The following is a 17,417-nucleotide window of genomic DNA, read 5'->3' on the forward strand; positions in this document are numbered from 1 at the left end:
AAAAGGAAAAATAATGGCTGAAGCGCTTTACCCGCAGGATAACGTGACGCCTGCAGACAGCCGTACCCGCCTCGCCAGGGCAGTTAAACCCCGTACCGTTCAACATCCACAGCACAGCGGTATCCATTCATTGAGCAACGGACTGGATGCCTTCGCCGCCCGTTATCAGCTGTTATCGATGGCGGAAGAACGCATCGATATTCAGTACTATATCTGGCAAAACGATATGTCCGGGCGGCTGCTGTTCAGCGCGCTGCTGGAGGCCGCTGACCGGGGCGTCCAGGTCCGTTTGCTGCTGGATGACAACAACACCATGGGACTGGACAAAACGCTGAGCGAATTGAATCGTCATCCCAATATCGAGATCCGCTTGTTTAATCCGTTCTCGTTTCGCACTCTGCGGGCGCTGGGTTATCTCAGCGACTTTGCCCGCCTGAACCGACGCATGCACAACAAAAGCCTGACCGTTGATGACATGGTTACCATTGTCGGCGGGCGTAATATTGGTGATGAATACTTTGGCGCAGGCAAACAGCCGCTGTTTTCCGATCTTGATGTTATGGCGATCGGGCCAGTGGTGGAAGAGGTGGCGGCTGACTTTGAACGCTACTGGCAAAGCAAGGCGGTGACCGCTTTTTCCGCAGTGGTGGATGAGGCGCCGGACGATTCCCGCGCGGAGGTGACGCTCCCAGAGGCCTGGCGTGACAGCGAACAGGTGCAGCGCTATATGCAGCGCCTGCAGTCATGCGGCTATATGTCGCAGCTGGACAGCGGCGAATTAAAGATGACCTGGGCACCGGCGCGTCTGTTGAGCGACGACCCGCGTAAAGGGCTGGGCAAAGCGCGGCGCGCCACGCTGCTGCCGCAGCGGATGATCGAAATCATTGGTCGCCCGCAACACCAGTTCGATATTATTTCCGCCTATTTTGTTCCGACGCGCGCGGGCGTCGCGCAGCTGCTGGCGCTGGTGCGCAGCGGCGTTAAAATCGCTATCCTCACCAACTCGCTGGCGGCTAACGATGTATCGGTGGTGCATGCCGGCTACGCCAAATGGCGTAAAAAGCTGCTGCGTCATGGTGTTAAACTGTATGAACTAAAGCCGCAGGCCGATAGCGAAGAGAAGCCGCACGATCGCGGACTTACCGGCAACTCCGGTTCCAGCCTGCATGCCAAAACCTTCAGCGTCGATAACCAGAAGGTGTTTATCGGCTCCTTTAACTTCGATCCGCGTTCAGCAGTGCTGAATACCGAAATGGGGCTGCTGATCGAGAGCGAAACGCTGGCCAGCAATATTCATCAGCGATTTGTCGAGGAGATGCGCGAGCGCGCCTGGACGCTGCGGCTGGATAAATGGGGACGGGTTAACTGGGTGGAATATGAAGGTGAACCGGAGGAAATCGTGCATAAGCATGAGCCGAAAACCCGTTTTTACCAGCGCCTGCTGGTGCGCCTGGTCTGGCGTCTGCCGGTAGAGTGGTTGCTATAGCGGGCATCCATGCCCGTCTGTAACTCAGGGGCGGGCTTTTCGCCCGGAAAACAGGAAGCGCAGCAGCGGAATGCGCAGATGAATTTCATACAGCACAAAGGCGATGCCGAAGACAAACAACAGGCCAGCAATAAAACCCAGCGCATTATTATGAATATGTGGCGTAATAAAGATGCCGTACAGTAGCGTCAGCGGATGATGCACCAGATAAATAAACAGAGAAGCATTTACCAGCCAGGTAATGCGCGCCGAATGGGCATTCAGGAAGCGATGCCCAAAGGAAAATACTACGTTGACCATCCACAGACCCATTAGCATTGACACCACCGCATCGATTTCATACATCCAGCCTTCGCCGCTGCTGTAGCGCTGGTTGGCCATATAGGCGAAGAATGCCAGCGCCGAGCCGATCAGCGTCCACGGATTAAAGCGCACAAAGCGCGCCTTCAGCGCCGGATTGCGCCAGGCCAGCGCGCCAAGCCAGAAGAAAGGCAGATAAAACAGGGTTTGCATAACGGCAAAGTTGAAAAGCCCATCGGTCAGCAGCGCAGGCTGAAAGATAAAAATCAGACGGCGAAAAGCGCCCCAGCACAGGCTGTAAAACAGCACGGCCAGAGTAAGTATCAGCCAGCCGGGCGCGGTGGTCTGGTTTTGCTCCGCCGCATGCAGGCGGCGAAACAGCACCAGCCCCAGCGAGGTGAAAATAACCAGCACCAGCAGAAACCACAGGTGGGAGGTGAGCTCCCAGACCAGGGTGTTATATTTTTCATACGCGGAAAACTGCGGCCAGCCGGTGATCTTACCCGTCCACTCTTTCAGTATAAAAAACTGGGGCAGGGTAATTAGCGGAATGGCGCTGAGCATCGGAATGCCAACGCGTTCCACGCGCACTTTCCACCATTCGCGCGGGGCATAGCGCAACCAGAGCATAAAAGAAAAGTAACCAGATATGACGAAAAACACCTGCATGCGGAAAGCATGAATAAAGTCATTGAACACGGTTAACCACAGCGACGGTTCCGCGCTGTTAACAGACCACTGGTGGCTGGAATAAATAAGTGAAACATGAAAAGGAACGCCAAGAAGCATCAGATAGGCGCGAATAGAATCAAAAAAATATTCACGCTGATGAGATTTAGTACGCATAGTTATCCAGTTTTAGTACGTTTTATATACCGGCTCGCCCTGAACGTGACAAAAGTAAGCGCTTTACTTTACCGGAACGGGAATCCATATAATATCAGCCGATTCTGTAACAGACGATCAACGCAGAGAAAAGCCCTGAGAGCAGAGAATACAGGAACAAAACGGCGGGTATACTGTCGGAAAACCGAATAATCCATTAATATGGATGGGATTGATTTAAGCACACGAAAGGGGGGGATGTGCTGATTACTAACAAAAATAAATCGGGACTGAAAAAAACGCGCTGGGTCAGTGCGGCAGTTCTGTTTGCCTTGTATACCAACACCGGTTGGGCTTTTAGCATTGATGATGTCGCCAAAGAGGCAAAGTCGTTAGCGGGAAAAAGTTTTGAAGCGCCGAAGAGCAATTTGCCCTCTCAGTTTCGTGACATGAAATATGCTGACTATCAACAGATTCAGTTTAATCACGATAAAGCCTATTGGCATAAACTGAAAACGCCATTCAAGCTGGAGTTTTATCATCAGGGCATGTATTTCGATACCCCGGTAAAACTGCATGAAGTCACCGCCAACACGGTACGGGAAATCAAATACAGCCCGGAATATTTTAATTTTGGCAATGTTCAGCACGATCCGGAAACCATTAAGAACCTGGGTTTTGCGGGTTTTAAAGTGCTTTATCCGTTAAACGCCAAAGATAAAGATGACGAAATCACCAGTTTCCTCGGTGCCAGCTATTTCCGCGTGATTGGCGGCGGCCAGGTTTATGGCCTCTCGTCGCGTGGGCTGGCGATCGATACCGCGCTGCCTTCTGGTGAAGAGTTCCCACGTTTTCGCGAATTCTGGATTGAACGTCCGAAACCGCAGGATAAACAGCTGGTAATCTATGCGCTGCTGGATTCTCCGCGTGCTACCGGTGCTTACCGCTTTGTACTGCGTCCAGGTAAAGACACCAATGTGGATGTGCAGTCAAAAGTCTATCTGCGCGACAAAGTGGGCAAGCTGGGCGTTGCGCCGCTGACCAGCATGTTCCTCTATGGTCCGAATCAGCCTTCTCCGATAGTCAACTATCGCCCTTCTCTGCATGATTCCAACGGTCTGTCAATTCATGCCGGTAACGGCGAATGGATCTGGCGTCCGCTGAACAATCCGAAACATCTGGCAGTAAGCACTTTTACCGTGGAAAGCCCGAAAGGTTTTGGCCTGCTACAACGCGGACGCGAGTTCAATCAGTATCAGGATCTCGACGATCGTTACGATCTGCGCCCAAGCGGCTGGATCGAGCCGCAGGGCGACTGGGGTAAAGGTCGCGTAGAGCTGGTTGAGATCCCAACAGCGGATGAAACCAACGATAATATCGTTGCCTTCTGGACGCCGGAGAATCTGCCGGAGCCGGGCAAGGAAATGAACTTTAAATATCGTTTGCATTTTACCCGTGATGAAGACCAGCTGCATTCGCCAGATACCGCATGGGTGAAAAACACGCTGCGTTCTACCGGCGATGTAAAACAGTCAAACCTGGTGCGCCAGCCAGACGGCACCCTCGCTTTTGTGGTGGACTTTGTCGGTCAGGATATGAGTGCGATGCCGGATAACACGCCGGTTACGCCTCAGGTTAGCATCGGCAATAACGGTGAGATTGTTGAACAGAGCGTGCGCTATAACCCGGTGAACAAAGGCTGGCGTTTAATGCTGCGCATTCGCGTTAAAGACAATAAGCAGCCGACCGAAATGCGTGCCGCACTGGTTAACGGTGATAAAACGCTGACGGAAACATGGAGCTATCAGTTGCCTGCCAATGAATAAATCAATCTTAACTCCCGCTGACTATATCGACGCGCTGCCGCTGTCGCCGGACGGCAAAGCGGCGCTGGCGACAAATCTGCCCGCCCCGGAGGCGGGCGGTGAGGTTTACAGCACACTGCATCAGCAGCTGGGCCAGAATGGCCCGGCCGAAGCGCGTGCCGACGACGCGCCGCTGAGCTCGGTAAAGTCACGTATTGAAATGAGCTGGCCGGACTCGCTGGATGAGGGCAAACAGTTCAGCGAGGATTATCTCGGACGTACCACGCTGAAGGCGATGCCGCCGGTAAAGCGTTCGCTGATGTTCCCGGAAGCCTGGCGGACTAACCCGCTGGCGCGCGCCTGGGATTCGCTGCGCGGACGCAAATCCACCCCGCGCTACGCCTCGGCGGAAGAACAGCGTCAGGAAGACAAATGGCGTCACGTCGGCTCCATTCGTCGTTATATTCTGTTGATCCTGACGATTTTCCAGACGGTGATCGCCACCTGGTATATGAAGACCATTCTGCCTTACCAGGGCTGGGCGCTGATCGACCCAATGGATATGCTCAACCAGAACTGGCAGCAATCGCTGCTGCAACTGCTGCCTTATGTGTTGCAGACCGGGATTCTGTTCCTGTTCGCCATTCTGTTCTGTTGGGTCTCCGCCGGTTTCTGGACGGCGCTGATGGGCTTTCTGCAGCTGCTGATTGGCCGCGATAAGTACAGTATCTCGTATACGCTTACCGGTAATGAGCCGATCGATCCCACTCATCGCACCGCGTTGATTATGCCAATCTGTAACGAAGACGTGGAACGCGTCTTTGCCGGTTTGCGCGCCACCTGGGAATCGGTCGTGCGCAGCGGAGAGAGTCAGCATTTTGATGTCTATATTCTTAGCGACAGCTATGATGCGGATATCGCCGTGGCGGAACAGAAAGCCTGGATGGAGCTGGTTCGTGACGTGGGCGGGGCAGGGAAGATCTTTTATCGCCGCCGCCGCCGCCGCGTGAAGCGTAAAAGCGGCAACATCGATGACTTCTGCCGCCGCTGGGGCAGCCAGTACAGCTATATGGTGGTGCTGGATGCGGATAGCGTAATGAGCGGTGAATGTCTGACCGGCCTGGTACGCATGATGGAAGCGAACCCGAATGCCGGTATCATCCAGTCTTCACCAAAGGCATCCGGGATGGATACGCTCTATGCGCGTTGCCAGCAGTTTGCCACACGCGTTTACGGGCCGCTGTTTACCGCCGGACTGCACTTCTGGCAGCTGGGCGAGTCGCACTATTGGGGACATAACGCCATTATCCGCGTGAAGCCCTTTATCGAGCACTGTGCGCTGGCACCGCTGCCGGGCGAAGGCTCGTTTGCCGGGTCGATTCTCTCCCATGACTTTGTCGAGGCTGCGCTAATGCGTCGCGCCGGCTGGGGCGTGTGGATTGCCTACGATCTGCCTGGCTCGTATGAAGAGCTGCCGCCTAACCTGCTGGATGAGCTGAAGCGTGACCGTCGCTGGTGTCACGGCAACCTGATGAACTTCAGGCTGTTCCTGGTTAAAGGCATGCACCCGGTGCACCGCGCGGTGTTCCTGACCGGCGTGATGTCTTATCTTTCCGCGCCGCTGTGGTTCCTGTTCCTCGCGCTCTCTACTGCCTTGCAGGTGGTGCATACGCTGATGGAGCCGCAGTACTTCCTGCAACCGCGCCAGCTCTTCCCGGTGTGGCCGCAGTGGCGTCCGGAGCTGGCTATTGCGCTGTTCTCTACCACGCTGGTGCTGCTGTTCCTGCCGAAGCTGCTGAGCGTAGTGCTGATCTGGTTTAAAGGCGCGAAAGGCTATGGCGGCGCGCTGCGTCTGCTGGCCTCAATGCTGCTGGAAATGCTGTTCTCGGTGTTGCTGGCGCCGGTGCGTATGCTGTTCCATACGGTATTTGTGGTCAGCGCCTTCCTGGGTTGGGAAGTGGTGTGGAACTCACCGCAGCGTGACGATGATGCTACGCCCTGGAGCGAAGCGTTCCGTCGTCATGGTTCACAGATGCTGCTGGGTATCGTCTGGGCGGTGGGCATGGGCTGGCTGGATCTGAACTTCCTCTGGTGGCTGTCGCCGATTGTGTTCTCGCTGATCCTGTCGCCGTTTGTGTCGGTAATTTCCAGCCGCACCAGCAATGGACTGGCGACCCGCCGCGCGAAGCTGTTCCTGATCCCGGAAGAGTATGCGCCGCCGAAAGAGCTGGTAGATACCGATACCTATCTGCAGCTGAACCGCGAACGTGCGCTGAAGCAGGGCTTTATGCATGCGCTGTTTCATCCGTCGTTTAACGCGCTGGCGACCGCGCTGGCGACCTCGCGTCACCTGAAAAGCGATCTGCTGGACTATGCGCGCGACCGTCGGGTAGAGCATGCCTTAAGCGATGCGCCGTCGAAGCTGAGTCGCGATGAGCGCCTGGCGCTGATTAGCGATCCGGTAACGCTGGCGCGCCTGCATTATCGTCTGTGGCAGGATGCAGAAAAGTACCATGAGTGGCAGGACTACTACCGTACGCTGCAGCTGAATCCGCTGGCGCTAACGCCTGCGAAATAAGCGGGATGCCTGGCCTGTTTTGCGGGCCAGCGCAGCCATAGTGTGATGAGCATATTGCAAGAGCGGCCTTCGGGCCGCTTTTTTATTCCCGGCTGGCAGTAGGCTATTTTTAAACAGAGGGCGGACAAACGCCGGACAGCCAATATCAGGCCGACTCAAAGAGAGGTAAAGGATTGAAAAAAGGATTACGTAGCGCAGCATTGCTGACGCTGGTGTTGCTGTTAACCGGCTGCGGCAGCATTATCAGCCGCACCGTACCCGGACAGGGGCACGGCAATCAATATTATCCTGGCGTACAGTGGGACGTGCGCGACACGCCGTGGCGTTTTCTCACCATTCTCGACGTGCCGCTGTCGGCCCTGCTGGATACGCTGCTGTTACCGGTCGATGCGCAGCACGGGCCCTATGAATAAAAACAGGGTTACCAGCGGTCTGATTCGTTATTGCTGCCGCTGTCTTCCCATTCCTGGGCTACCGCTTCGCCTTCTTCGGTATCCAGCGGCGCTTCCAGCTGGAATTCACCTTCATCCCATTCGTGCAGCGTGTTTTCCGGCATCCATTCCTGGCGCAGCTCCACCTCATCGAAGTCACCCTCGAAAATAGCCTGCGCAGCTTCACCGGTGCGGAGAGGCAGCAACTCGCCGTCATCGCTTTCATCAGCGAGAAACTCCGCCTGCCACATGATTTCGCCATCCTGCATCACATATTTTTGCAGATTGAATTGCCCTACTGAAACCTCATCTTCATCCAGCTCTGGGTTATTCGCCAGGAACTCTTCACGGGCGCTATCGATAGCTTCTTCCAGTGTGCTAAACATGCTCATTAGTCTCTCCTAATCTCCTCAAGGATGGTTTCAGGAAAGAATAGACGAAGTTTCAGCACTCATAGCGTCAGCGCTAAAAAAACTGTCTGGATGAGCGGAAATCAGACCCTTCCGCTCCGTAGCGGAACGAAAGGGAAAAGAAGGGGTTAGTAAAGTTTCTCTTTGCCAGGCGGACGCGTTTTAAAACGACGGTGCAGCCACATATACTGCTCCGGGGCCATCAGTACCGCTTCCTCAACGATCTGGTTCATCCGCCTTGCGGTGGCTTCCTCGTTATCGGTCGGCACATCTTTCACGTCAGGCAAGACGATCAGCTCATAACCTTTACCGTGCGGCAGACGACGCGGCAGGAAAGGGATCACGGCGGGTTTCGCGGTGCGGATCAGCATATAGCTGCCTTTAGTCGAGGCGGCATCCGGCACAGCGAAAAAGGGAACAAAGACGCTGCTTTTGGGGCCGTAATCATGATCGGGCGCATACCAGATGATCTCGCCCGCCTTCAGCGCACGGATCATGCCTTTGAGATCTTTACGATCGATCATGCTCTTGTTTGAGCGCATCCGGCCCCAGGTTTGCAGCCAGTCGATCAGCGGGTTGTCATTCGGCCGATAAACGCCGATGCCGGGGTTCAGCAAGCCGAACATGCGTGCGCCCAGCTCCAGGGAAAGAAAATGCATCCCGATCAGCAGAATACCTTTCTGCTCGCGCTTTGCCTGCTGAATATGCTCATCACCGATACCGGTAAACCATTTCCGCACCCGCCAGTCCGGCCAGAACCAGGCGATGCCGGTCTCCAGAAAACCCATGCCGACCGACTCAAAATTGCGCTTCAGCAGCGCATCGCGCTCGGCGGGCGGCATTTGAGGAAAGCAGAGCTCAATGTTACGTTGGGCGATCGCCGCGCGTCGTTTCATCACGCGCATCGAAAGACGACCTAAACCACAACCGAGATGGTAAAGCACCGGGTAGGGCAACAACACCACCAAATAAAGCAGGCCAATACCAAGCCAGAGGAACCAGTAACGCGGATGAAGCAGATCGCGTGAAAATTGAGGCAACTGAGTCATGTTCTTCCAGTTATTCGTTGCGGCGGGTAAAAAACGCCGCAGTGTCCAATTTGAAGGGTGTATTGTGCCACTTTTTTACTTATTGCTGAAACCAGGATGTCCGGCAGCGCATTCACTGCGCTGCCGGAAAGCATTTAAAGATTAAACAGCCCTTTCACTTCGTGCGGCTCGCAGCGCCAGTATTGAGGCGGCGCCTGCACTTTTTCGCCCAGTTCGGCGGCGGCGTGCCACGGCCAGCGCGGATCGTAAAGCATGGCGCGGGCCAGGGCGACAGCATCGGCTTCACCGTTGACCAGCACCGCTTCCGCCTGCTGCGGTTCGGTAATCAATCCTACGGCAATCACCGGCATGGTGGTCAGGGCTGCTTTAATTCCTGCGGCGAAAGGCACCTGATAGTTCGGGCCAACGCTGATCTGCTGCTGGGGCGACAGACCGCCGCTGGAAACATGAATATAGTCACAGCCGGCAGCTTCCAGCGCCTTGCTCAGCGCAATGGATTGCGCTTCATCCCAGCCGCCTTCTACCCAGTCAGAGGCGGAAATACGCACGCCAACCGTCTTATCACGCGGGAAGACACGGCGCACCTCATCAAAAATTTCCAGCACCAGGCGCATGCGATTTTCCAGTGAACCGCCATATTCATCGTCACGCTGGTTGGATAAAGGTGAAAGGAACTGATGCAGCAGATAACCATGCGCGGCATGGATTTCTACCAGCTCAAAGCCCAGCCGATCGGCGCGAATGGCACTGTCGATAAAGGCCTGTTTGATCTCGTCGATGCGGGCTTTTGTCAGCGCCAGTGGGGTGCCGTCTTTTTCGCTGTAGGGCAGTGCTGAAGGGGCGGAGGTTTGCCAGCCGCCCTGCTGCGGCGTTAAAAAGCCGCCGCCGCGCCAGGGAACGTCGCAGGAGGCCTTGCGCCCGGCGTGGCCCAGCTGGATCCCCAGCGGCATGGTTGCATAGCGTTTTACATCATTGATGGTTTCCGCCAGCGCCTGCTCCGTTTCATCATTCCACAGGCCGAGATCCTGCGGCGTAATGCGCCCGGCGGGTTCAATGGCGGTGGCTTCGATAATCAGCAGTCCGGCGCCGGAGAGGGATAAATGTCCCAGATGAATGCGATGCCAGGGTGTCGCTTTGCCCTGTTCTGCCGAATACTGACACATCGGCGCAATGATAATACGATTGCTGAGCGATAATTTGCCCAACTGCAGCGGCGTAAAAAGCTGACTCATGTTTTTCTCCATCTGTTATCACCTGAGTGATATTAAGGTCGCTAATGGTATAACACGGCTTATCTCAATTGGCAGAGCGGTTAATTGTCAGTATGTGCGGTAAGGAGGGATCGTCAAATGTGGAAAAAATGCTGCAAAGCTTTGCTTCACTGTTAAATCAGGTATGATGTCGCCCGCAAAAAAGAGCTCACTACCGGGAAAGAACACCATGCCAGTGTTACATAACCTTGTTTCAAACAAAGAGCTGAAAGCGCGCATGCTGGCCGAAACCGAGCCGCGCACTACAGTCTCTTTTTATAAATATTTTCATATCGCCGATCCCAAAGCGTTTCGTGATGCGCTTTATCTTGCGCTGACCGAGCTGAAAGTTTTTGGACGTATCTACGTGGCCCATGAAGGGATCAACGCGCAGGTCAGCGTGCCGGCCAGCCTCTATGCGCGCATGCAGCAAACGCTATACGGCTTTGATCCGGCGCTGAATAATCTGCGCATGAATATCGCGCTGGATGATGACGGCAAATCGTTCTGGGTGCTGCGGCTGAAGGTGCGCGATCGCATCGTCGCTGACGGCATTGAGGATGAAAGTTTCGATGCCAGTCAGGTGGGTGCGTATCTGAAAGCGGATGAAGTCAACGCTATGCTGGATGATCCCGATGCGGTGTTTGTCGATATGCGCAACCACTATGAATATGAAGTGGGGCATTTTGACAAGGCGCTGGAAATTCCTGCCGATACTTTCCGCGATCAGCTGCCGATGGCGGTAGAGATGCTGCAGGATAAGAAAGACAAAAAGATTGTTATGTACTGCACCGGCGGGATCCGCTGTGAAAAAGCCAGCGCCTGGATGCTGCATAACGGTTTCGAACAGGTTTATCACGTTGAAGGCGGCATTATTGAATATGCGCGCCGTGCGCGCGAGCAGGGCCTGCCGGTGCGTTTCAAAGGCAAAAACTTTGTCTTTGACGAACGCATGGGCGAACGCATTTCAGATGATGTGATTGCTCATTGCCATCAGTGCGGCGCGCCGTGCGATACGCACGTTAACTGCGTGAACGATGGTTGCCATCTGCTGTTTATTCAGTGCCCATCCTGCGCCGAGAAGTTTCAGCATTGCTGCAGCCCGATGTGCATGGAAGAAGCGGCCTTGCCGCCAGAAGAGCAGCGCGCTCGTCGCGCCGGACGTGAAACCAGCAACAAGATCTTTAATAAATCGCGCGGCCTGTTAACTGCCACGCTGACGATCCCGGCACCGACCGATAACAAATAACCGCTGCCTGGAAGAAGGGAAAACACTCTCGATCAGGGAAATTGCAAAAAAATGCTCGGGGGAGATCGTAAAGGTTTAATATGCGCCCGCGCCATCCCAGGCCGCGGGACGCTTACTCTTCTGCCGAGACACCCCCGCGCCTTGAGTTTAGCGTTAGCCTGTTAGAGTCTGTATGGCCTACTTCTGGCGCACGCCTTCCACGGAGATGATCAGCTCAACCTCCTGCGAGGCCGGACCAAGGTCTTTAGTGATATTAAAATCCTTCAGTGCCAGTTTGCCTTCCGCCTCAAAGCCAGCCCGGTAGCCGCCCCAGGGATCGTCGCCCTGGCCCAGCAGTTTCGCTTCCAGCGTAATCGGTTTGGTTACGCCGTTCAGCGTCAGATTGCCGGTAATATCCAGTTCGTCGCCATCCTTTTTCACGCCGGTAGAAACAAAGGTTGCCTGCGGGAATTTGCTGACGTTGAGAAAATCGGCGCTGCGCAGATGCTTATCGCGTTCAGCATGGTTGGTATCAACGCTGCTGGTATTAATCGTTACGTTTACTTTATCAGCCGCAGGGTTTTTCTCATCAAAGGTAAAGCCGCCGTCAAAATCCTTAAAGGTGCCGTACAGCCAGCTGTAGCCTAAGTGCTTAATGCGGAACTGAATAAAGGCGTGCTGCCCCTCTTTATCAATTTTATATTCCGCCGCGGTGGCAGCCTGAGCACCCAGCAGCAGCGTAGCTGCGGTCAGCGCGCAAAGCGTTTTTTTCAACATATTATTTCTCCGTTTTAACAGATGAAGTGATGCGGTAGCCCAGCATGCGTTTCAGGGTAATATCGCGATCGATAAAGTGATGCTTTAATGCAGCCAGTCCGTGCAGCAGTGATATAACCACTACCAGCCAGGCCAGCCACAGGTGAATATCGCCCGCCAGATCGGCCTGCGCGCCGTAGCCGCTAAAGGTAGCCGGAACAGGCAACACGCCGAAGACGTCGATGGGTTTGCCTTCTGCAGTTGATATCAGATAGCCGCTGATAAAAATGGCAAACAGCAATAAATAGAGCAACAGGTGGACCGCTACGGCGGAATAGCGCACCAGCGGAGAGTAGCTGGCGAGCGGAGCAGGGGGCGGAGAAACAAAGCGCCAGATCACCCGTAAAATCATGACGGCAAACAGCACCATGCCGATGCTTTTATGCAGTTCCGGCGCCTTATGATACCAGGTGTCGTAGTAGCCCAGCGAAACCATCCACAAACCCAGCGCGAACATGCCGTACACGGCCAGTGCCACCAGCCAGTGGAGCAATAAGCTAAAATGACCATATCCGTCGCCGCTATTTTTCCATGCCATTGCCATATCTCTGCTCAATGTTTTGACATGAGACTGTACAAGCTGAAACAGAAAATCAACAAAAAAGCGCTGACTACTCTGCCTTTTTAATTTTTTTCAAATTAATTGATTGTTTAAAGGTGGTTATTATCAGTTTTATCGCCTGAAAAGGCGGTGGCCTTAGCAAAATGATTTTTTCAGCGAGAGATTGGGGAAGCGTTCTGGCACTAAAACAAGCATAACGTTAGCAAAATAATGTGTAAGCCAGCCTGTCGGTCAGCCAGGTAATAGCCATGAAAAAAGGCGTCTGTTAAGAATAATAATTTCAATAAATTTGAATCAAATATCGACTTTTGTTGGTATTTAGTCAGTTTTTGTCAATGCGGCGACTGCGTTTAGCAGGTGCCTGTGCGCAGCATGAAGATAAAAATTAACTTTTTTATAATATCTGGTCGGTAACCCGGTTTTGCCGTTTTTATACGGCGCTGAGCTGAAAATCCCTTCTGCTTTTATGGTCATATCTATTCTGTTTTTATGGTCATAAAAACTATTATCTGGCGAAAGTATGAGATCCCGTATCAACTTAAGCACTACTGGTAGTCTAATATTTCATCAAATTTGCATTTTGCCTTTACAATCGATAAAGTAAATCTGTGTCAATAAACGTGATGCAGCTCTCATTCTTTTGAGTGTATTCATGCTGCGTTATAGCTTTCCTTACCATCAGCCGCTGCTGGCTATGAAAGCTATGGTGCTGCCTACCGTCATCGCGTAATCCGTGAGGAAACGATATGAACGTCGCTACAGGCTCATCTAAAAAACATTTCTGGCAGAAAAAAAGCCAACAAGAACTTACCGTCGATGATATTACCATTGTCGATAATGCCATGCTGAAACGCGCTGTGGGCGCAGCCGCGCTCGGCAACGCCATGGAGTGGTTTGACTTTGGCGTATACAGCTATCTGGCTGTTACCATTGGTAAAGTGTTCTTCCCCGGCGGCAGTCCGGCCGCACAGCTGATTGCCACCTTTGGCGCTTTCGCCGCCGCTTTTCTGGTGCGTCCCATTGGCGGGCTCTTTTTCGGCCCGCTGGGCGATCGTATTGGTCGGCAAAAAGTCCTGGCCATCACCATGATCATGATGGCAATCGGAACCTTTTGTATCGGACTGATCCCCGGCTATAACAGCATCGGTATTGCTGCACCGTTACTGCTGCTGCTGGCGCGACTGGTGCAAGGTTTTTCCACCGGCGGTGAATATGGCGGCGCGGCGACCTTTATTGCTGAATACTCAACCGACAAACGTCGCGGCTTTATGGGAAGCTGGCTGGAATTCGGCACGCTGGGCGGGTATCTGTTGGGCGCGGGGCTGGTCACCGCGCTGACGGCGCTGCTCTCTGCCGATCAGCTACTTATCTGGGGCTGGCGTATTCCTTTCTTCATTGCTGCACCGCTGGGACTGTTTGGCCTTTATATTCGTCTGAAGCTGGAAGAGACACCGGCGTTTCAGAAGCATGTGGAAAAACAGGAAGCGCTGGAACACAGCAAACCACGGCTAACCCTGTGGCAAATGCTGCGTAAATATCGGGCACAGATGCTGAAATGTATTGGTCTGGTACTGCTGTTTAATGTCTCCAACTATATGCTGACCTCTTATATGCCCAGCTATCTCACCGGCGTGCTGGGTCTGAGCGAGCTAAGCGGCCTGATGCTGGTGCTGGTGGTAATGTTTGTTATGATGCCGCTCACGCTGTTCTGGGGGCACTGGAACGATCGCCTGGGACGTCGTCCGGTGATTGCGCTGGGCGCGGTGGGGCTGCTGGTATTCTCCATTCCCTGCCTGATGCTGGTGGCGACCGGCAACCTGGTATTTGTTTTCATTGGCCTGATGATCCTTGGCGTGCTGCATAGCTGCTTTAGCGGCACCATGCCTTCGGCGCTGCCAGCGCTGTTTGCCACCGATGTGCGCTATAGTGCGTTGGCTATCGGTTTTAATATTTCCGTATCGCTGTTTGGCGGCACCACGCCGCTGATGACCGCCTGGCTGGTGGATAAATTCCAGAATCTGCTGATGCCAGCTTATTACCTGATGGGAGCGGGGGTTATCGGCTTGATTACCGTATTCTTTATGCGCGAAACGGCGCGTAAGCCGCTGCATGGTTCAGCGCCGGCGGTGGGTTCAGAAGCGGAAGCGGTAAAACTGGTGAAAAAACTCAAGCTGCGTCGCCAAAAAGAGAACAGAGCGATGCAATAATTAGCGGCAAAGCCGAACGGGGAATATTAAACAATCAAAGCGATAATAATTATCGCAGAAATAATAAGGCACAATTTTATTGTGCCTTTACTGTTTTATTTAAAACGGGACAAAGAAAACGGCGATAAATCAAATTCACATGATTTATTGCTGGCAAAGGCGCTGGCTATTTCACCTAATACGCTGGCGAATTTAAAACCGTGGCCGCTGAGCCCGGTTATTATCATGCGATTATTATCTTCCGGCAGCGTATCGATAATAAAATCTTCGTCTGGAGAATTATCATAAGCGCAGGCGGCACCGTGCAAACAAACCCCTACGCCTGGCAGGAAGCGGCGGAGGAAATTAAAAACCTCGTTGCCATCGCTGGCATAAGCGCCAAAAGGTTTGCGATCCTGTGCGCTCTGCATTGACTGACCACCATCATGTCGGCCTATTTTTAGCTCGTTATTATCTGCGGGAAAGCCGTAATACTGGCTGCCATCGGCCATTTCCACGGTGAAGCCGGGAAACTTATTATTTTCGCTGTAGCGCCCGTCGGCCTGATACCAGGCAAACACTTTGCGTACTGGCGTAACCGGTACATCAGGACAGAACTGCTTAACGGCGGTGCCGACGCTGAGTAACAGTTTGCGGCCATAGTAGTCGCCGTCAGCCGTGGTCACGCGCTGCAGCTCATCTTCGCGGGCGAGGGCGGATACCCCACAGTTAAACAGCTGAGCGCAGCCCGCTTCGCGCGCCAGGCGAATCCAGCTGCGAATCGCCACCTCTGATTTCAGATAGCCGGAGCGCGGTTCAAAAACGCCCGTGTAGCCTTCCGGTATCGCAATATCTGGCCAGCGTTGGCGTATCTGCTCTGGCGATAATACTTCAATCTCCAGCTGAAACTGGCGCGCGCTTTCTATCACGTTGTTAATAAACGGCGAGCCGGCAGGAGAAAGGTTAATGATGCCGCTGCGGTGCATAATCCGTTCACCGCTCTGCTGCTCCAGCTCATCCCACAATTGCTGAGCGCGCAAAACCAGTGGAACATAGCGAGCGCCCTCGCCATAGGCGTGACGAATCAGACGCGTCGCGCCGTGGTGGCTGCCTTCCTGATGGGGCGGGTGCGCGCTGTCAATCATCAGCACCTTGAGCCCGGCACGCGTCGCGTACCAGCCTGCAGCGGCCCCGACGGAACCACTGCCAATAACGATAAGATCATAAACCATTAGCCAACTTCTCCTGATGCTGCGAAGGCTTAGCAGCATAGCAAAAGCTTGCAGATAATAAAAAGGCACCCCGCAGGGTGCCTGGTTAACCAACGTTACTGGTTAATGCTTTTTGTAGTCTCGGGCAAGGATTTCGCTGGCTTCTATTTTAGCGATACCTGCTTCCAGAATGGAGATAAACTGTCTGGCAACGTCCGTAGTCAGCCAGTAAGTCGGCCCTACGTCGGCTTCATCAGGCTGTTGCTCATTAGATGAAAGCGAATGCAGACGAATCATCATCGCATCATACGAGTCCACGGTACTGATATCCCATCCAACGAGGGGATGTGTCTGAATAATCTCTTTATTACTGTCCATTATAACCCCCTTATTACTCGTAGAACGAAGTGATTATTTGAGGTTTCAATGCGGCTTTTTTTCACAGAGCAGAGTGATTATAACAGTGTTACAGATTTAAGCGGCACGAAAAATGCTCGAATAGCGTAATTAATCTACGGCGAATAATATTTGAACAGAATTCTGATTATTCTTAGCAGGAAAAGAACTCCTGCATAATGCAGGAGTTTATAAAAATCAAAGAGTGGTGTCGGGTTGAATTTTAACCGGGGCGTGACGTTTTTCCAGCTCAGCCGCAAGACGAGCAAAATGCTGCTGCATTCCCTCATCATGATTTTGGTTTTGCGCTTCCAGCCGCAGGCTATGAATCAATAACTGATTAGATTTATCGTCCAGACAAAAGGCAAGATAGGAAAATGCGTTTTCCAACACGGTAAGACGACGCTGCTGTTCACCAATTAACGCCAGCAGTTCACCAAAGGTCATCGCCTCTTCAGGTTTATCAGCGGTCATGGTTAACACCTCCTGTAAGTCATGACGGACGCCAGAATATGTCATCGGCTTACAACAGTCTATAACCGCGTTGGAAGGGCGGCGAGGTGGTAAAGATAAAAAAAAGCCGGATGGCGATATCCGGCAAACAACGGCACAAAAAGAAAGTTAGTCAGTGATAAACCAGTCGTCGGCGCTCTCCCAGGTTTCCTGCAGGATCTCGGTCACACGATCTTTGGCATCTTTACCACTGCCCATCACGGTCAGGTTATTGGCGCTGGCGTAGCGCACCGAAATATGGTTGGTCATTTCCGGAAATTCTTTATCGATTCGTTTTGACAGTTCCTGCGTCAGCGCATCGATAGCGCCGGCAGGGAGCTGAGTGGTTTTCGCTATGGTTACTTCAACACGCATATCTGCCTCCGCTGTGA

The 17,417-nt window shown here is 53.3% G+C and carries 16 protein-coding genes; 6 read left to right on the forward strand and 10 right to left on the reverse strand.

Going from position 1 to position 17,417, the window contains the following annotated elements:
• The first annotated feature begins 13 nt into the window (after nucleotides 1-13).
• Nucleotides 14-1,486: a phospholipase D-like domain-containing protein gene (locus ACQE3Y_RS06655; RefSeq protein ID WP_426974311.1), complete on the forward strand. Its 1,473-nt coding sequence runs from the start codon at nucleotides 14-16 to the stop codon at nucleotides 1,484-1,486.
• A 24-nt stretch (nucleotides 1,487-1,510) separates the two neighbouring features.
• Here ACQE3Y_RS06655 and mdoC read toward each other — a convergent pair whose 3' ends face one another.
• Nucleotides 1,511-2,632: a glucans biosynthesis protein MdoC gene (gene mdoC / locus ACQE3Y_RS06660; RefSeq protein WP_426981142.1), complete on the reverse strand. Its 1,122-nt coding sequence runs from the start codon at nucleotides 2,630-2,632 to the stop codon at nucleotides 1,511-1,513.
• A 269-nt stretch (nucleotides 2,633-2,901) separates the two neighbouring features.
• Between mdoC and mdoG the strand changes: the two genes are divergently transcribed.
• The 3 genes from mdoG to ACQE3Y_RS06675 all read left to right on the forward strand — a co-directional run bounded on the left by mdoG (nucleotide 2,902) and on the right by ACQE3Y_RS06675 (nucleotide 7,407).
• The gene (gene mdoG / locus ACQE3Y_RS06665) at nucleotides 2,902-4,437 is read left to right on the forward strand and encodes a glucans biosynthesis protein MdoG (RefSeq protein ID WP_426981192.1); all 1,536 of its coding nucleotides are present in this window, start codon (nucleotides 2,902-2,904) and stop codon (nucleotides 4,435-4,437) included.
• Complete coding sequence (gene mdoH / locus ACQE3Y_RS06670; protein ID WP_426974313.1) at nucleotides 4,430-6,994, forward strand: glucans biosynthesis glucosyltransferase MdoH; 2,565 nt, start codon at nucleotides 4,430-4,432, stop codon at nucleotides 6,992-6,994. Before mdoG ends, mdoH begins: the two co-directional genes overlap by 8 nt.
• Before the next feature lie 173 nt (nucleotides 6,995-7,167).
• The gene (locus tag ACQE3Y_RS06675) at nucleotides 7,168-7,407 is read left to right on the forward strand and encodes a YceK/YidQ family lipoprotein (RefSeq protein WP_085072143.1); all 240 of its coding nucleotides are present in this window, start codon (nucleotides 7,168-7,170) and stop codon (nucleotides 7,405-7,407) included.
• Between the two features lie 8 nt (nucleotides 7,408-7,415).
• On the opposite strand, the gene ACQE3Y_RS06680 is transcribed toward ACQE3Y_RS06675, so the two are convergent.
• From ACQE3Y_RS06680 to ACQE3Y_RS06690, 3 genes are all read right to left on the reverse strand, one after another.
• A complete protein-coding gene (locus ACQE3Y_RS06680) occupies nucleotides 7,416-7,817 on the reverse strand; it encodes a MysB family protein (RefSeq protein WP_085072142.1) in 402 nt (133 codons plus the stop codon).
• Between the two features lie 146 nt (nucleotides 7,818-7,963).
• Nucleotides 7,964-8,884: a Kdo(2)-lipid IV(A) acyltransferase gene (locus ACQE3Y_RS06685; protein WP_426974314.1), complete on the reverse strand. Its 921-nt coding sequence runs from the start codon at nucleotides 8,882-8,884 to the stop codon at nucleotides 7,964-7,966.
• Nucleotides 8,885-9,018: 134 nt separating this feature from the next.
• Complete coding sequence (locus ACQE3Y_RS06690; RefSeq protein ID WP_426981144.1) at nucleotides 9,019-10,116, reverse strand: NADH:flavin oxidoreductase/NADH oxidase; 1,098 nt, start codon at nucleotides 10,114-10,116, stop codon at nucleotides 9,019-9,021.
• Nucleotides 10,117-10,324: 208 nt separating this feature from the next.
• Between ACQE3Y_RS06690 and ACQE3Y_RS06695 the strand changes: the two genes are divergently transcribed.
• Nucleotides 10,325-11,383, forward strand: coding sequence for a rhodanese-related sulfurtransferase (locus ACQE3Y_RS06695; protein WP_426974316.1), 1,059 nt, complete (start codon nucleotides 10,325-10,327; stop codon nucleotides 11,381-11,383).
• Nucleotides 11,384-11,560: 177 nt separating this feature from the next.
• Here ACQE3Y_RS06695 and ACQE3Y_RS06700 read toward each other — a convergent pair whose 3' ends face one another.
• Nucleotides 11,561-12,136, reverse strand: a complete 576-nt coding sequence (locus tag ACQE3Y_RS06700) for a YceI family protein (protein ID WP_157130254.1) — start codon at nucleotides 12,134-12,136, stop codon at nucleotides 11,561-11,563.
• 4 nt (nucleotides 12,137-12,140) lie between these two features.
• Nucleotides 12,141-12,716, reverse strand: coding sequence for a cytochrome b (locus tag ACQE3Y_RS06705; protein ID WP_426974317.1), 576 nt, complete (start codon nucleotides 12,714-12,716; stop codon nucleotides 12,141-12,143).
• 770 nt (nucleotides 12,717-13,486) lie between these two features.
• On the opposite strand from ACQE3Y_RS06705, the gene proP reads away from it, so the two are divergent.
• A complete protein-coding gene (gene proP, locus ACQE3Y_RS06710; RefSeq protein ID WP_426974318.1) occupies nucleotides 13,487-14,947 on the forward strand; it encodes a glycine betaine/L-proline transporter ProP in 1,461 nt (486 codons plus the stop codon).
• 95 nt (nucleotides 14,948-15,042) lie between these two features.
• On the opposite strand, the gene solA is transcribed toward proP, so the two are convergent.
• The 4 genes from solA to dinI all read right to left on the reverse strand — a co-directional run bounded on the left by solA (nucleotide 15,043) and on the right by dinI (nucleotide 17,400).
• Nucleotides 15,043-16,158, reverse strand: a complete 1,116-nt coding sequence (gene solA / locus ACQE3Y_RS06715; protein WP_426981145.1) for an N-methyl-L-tryptophan oxidase — start codon at nucleotides 16,156-16,158, stop codon at nucleotides 15,043-15,045.
• Nucleotides 16,159-16,260: 102 nt separating this feature from the next.
• On the reverse strand, nucleotides 16,261-16,515 hold the full coding sequence (gene bssS / locus ACQE3Y_RS06720; RefSeq protein ID WP_084970930.1) for a biofilm formation regulator BssS: 255 nt from the start codon (nucleotides 16,513-16,515) through the stop codon (nucleotides 16,261-16,263).
• 216 nt (nucleotides 16,516-16,731) lie between these two features.
• Nucleotides 16,732-17,007: a hypothetical protein gene (locus tag ACQE3Y_RS06725; RefSeq protein ID WP_085072136.1), complete on the reverse strand. Its 276-nt coding sequence runs from the start codon at nucleotides 17,005-17,007 to the stop codon at nucleotides 16,732-16,734.
• A 147-nt stretch (nucleotides 17,008-17,154) separates the two neighbouring features.
• Complete coding sequence (gene dinI, locus ACQE3Y_RS06730) at nucleotides 17,155-17,400, reverse strand: DNA damage-inducible protein I (RefSeq protein ID WP_426974321.1); 246 nt, start codon at nucleotides 17,398-17,400, stop codon at nucleotides 17,155-17,157.
• Nucleotides 17,401-17,417 lie beyond the last annotated feature (17 nt).

Source organism: Pantoea sp. FN0305 (assembly GCF_050113845.1).
Classification (GTDB): domain Bacteria; phylum Pseudomonadota; class Gammaproteobacteria; order Enterobacterales; family Enterobacteriaceae; genus Mixta; species Mixta alhagi.

Excerpts from the sequence above, each read along its gene's own strand:
- ACQE3Y_RS06655 (WP_426974311.1), top strand. The coding sequence starts at position 14 with ATGGCTGAAGCGCTTTACCCGCAGGATAACGTGACGCCTGCAGACAGC.
- mdoC (WP_426981142.1), bottom strand. The coding sequence starts at position 2,632 with ATGCGTACTAAATCTCATCAGCGTGAATATTTTTTTGATTCTATTCGC.
- mdoH (WP_426974313.1), top strand. The coding sequence starts at position 4,430 with ATGAATAAATCAATCTTAACTCCCGCTGACTATATCGACGCGCTGCCG.
- ACQE3Y_RS06680 (WP_085072142.1), bottom strand. The coding sequence starts at position 7,817 with ATGAGCATGTTTAGCACACTGGAAGAAGCTATCGATAGCGCCCGTGAA.
- ACQE3Y_RS06685 (WP_426974314.1), bottom strand. The coding sequence starts at position 8,884 with ATGACTCAGTTGCCTCAATTTTCACGCGATCTGCTTCATCCGCGTTAC.
- ACQE3Y_RS06690 (WP_426981144.1), bottom strand. The coding sequence starts at position 10,116 with ATGAGTCAGCTTTTTACGCCGCTGCAGTTGGGCAAATTATCGCTCAGC.
- ACQE3Y_RS06695 (WP_426974316.1), top strand. The coding sequence starts at position 10,325 with ATGCCAGTGTTACATAACCTTGTTTCAAACAAAGAGCTGAAAGCGCGC.
- ACQE3Y_RS06705 (WP_426974317.1), bottom strand. The coding sequence starts at position 12,716 with ATGGCATGGAAAAATAGCGGCGACGGATATGGTCATTTTAGCTTATTG.
- proP (WP_426974318.1), top strand. The coding sequence starts at position 13,487 with ATGAACGTCGCTACAGGCTCATCTAAAAAACATTTCTGGCAGAAAAAA.
- solA (WP_426981145.1), bottom strand. The coding sequence starts at position 16,158 with ATGGTTTATGATCTTATCGTTATTGGCAGTGGTTCCGTCGGGGCCGCT.
- bssS (WP_084970930.1), bottom strand. The coding sequence starts at position 16,515 with ATGGACAGTAATAAAGAGATTATTCAGACACATCCCCTCGTTGGATGG.
- ACQE3Y_RS06725 (WP_085072136.1), bottom strand. The coding sequence starts at position 17,007 with ATGACCGCTGATAAACCTGAAGAGGCGATGACCTTTGGTGAACTGCTG.
- dinI (WP_426974321.1), bottom strand. The coding sequence starts at position 17,400 with ATGCGTGTTGAAGTAACCATAGCGAAAACCACTCAGCTCCCTGCCGGC.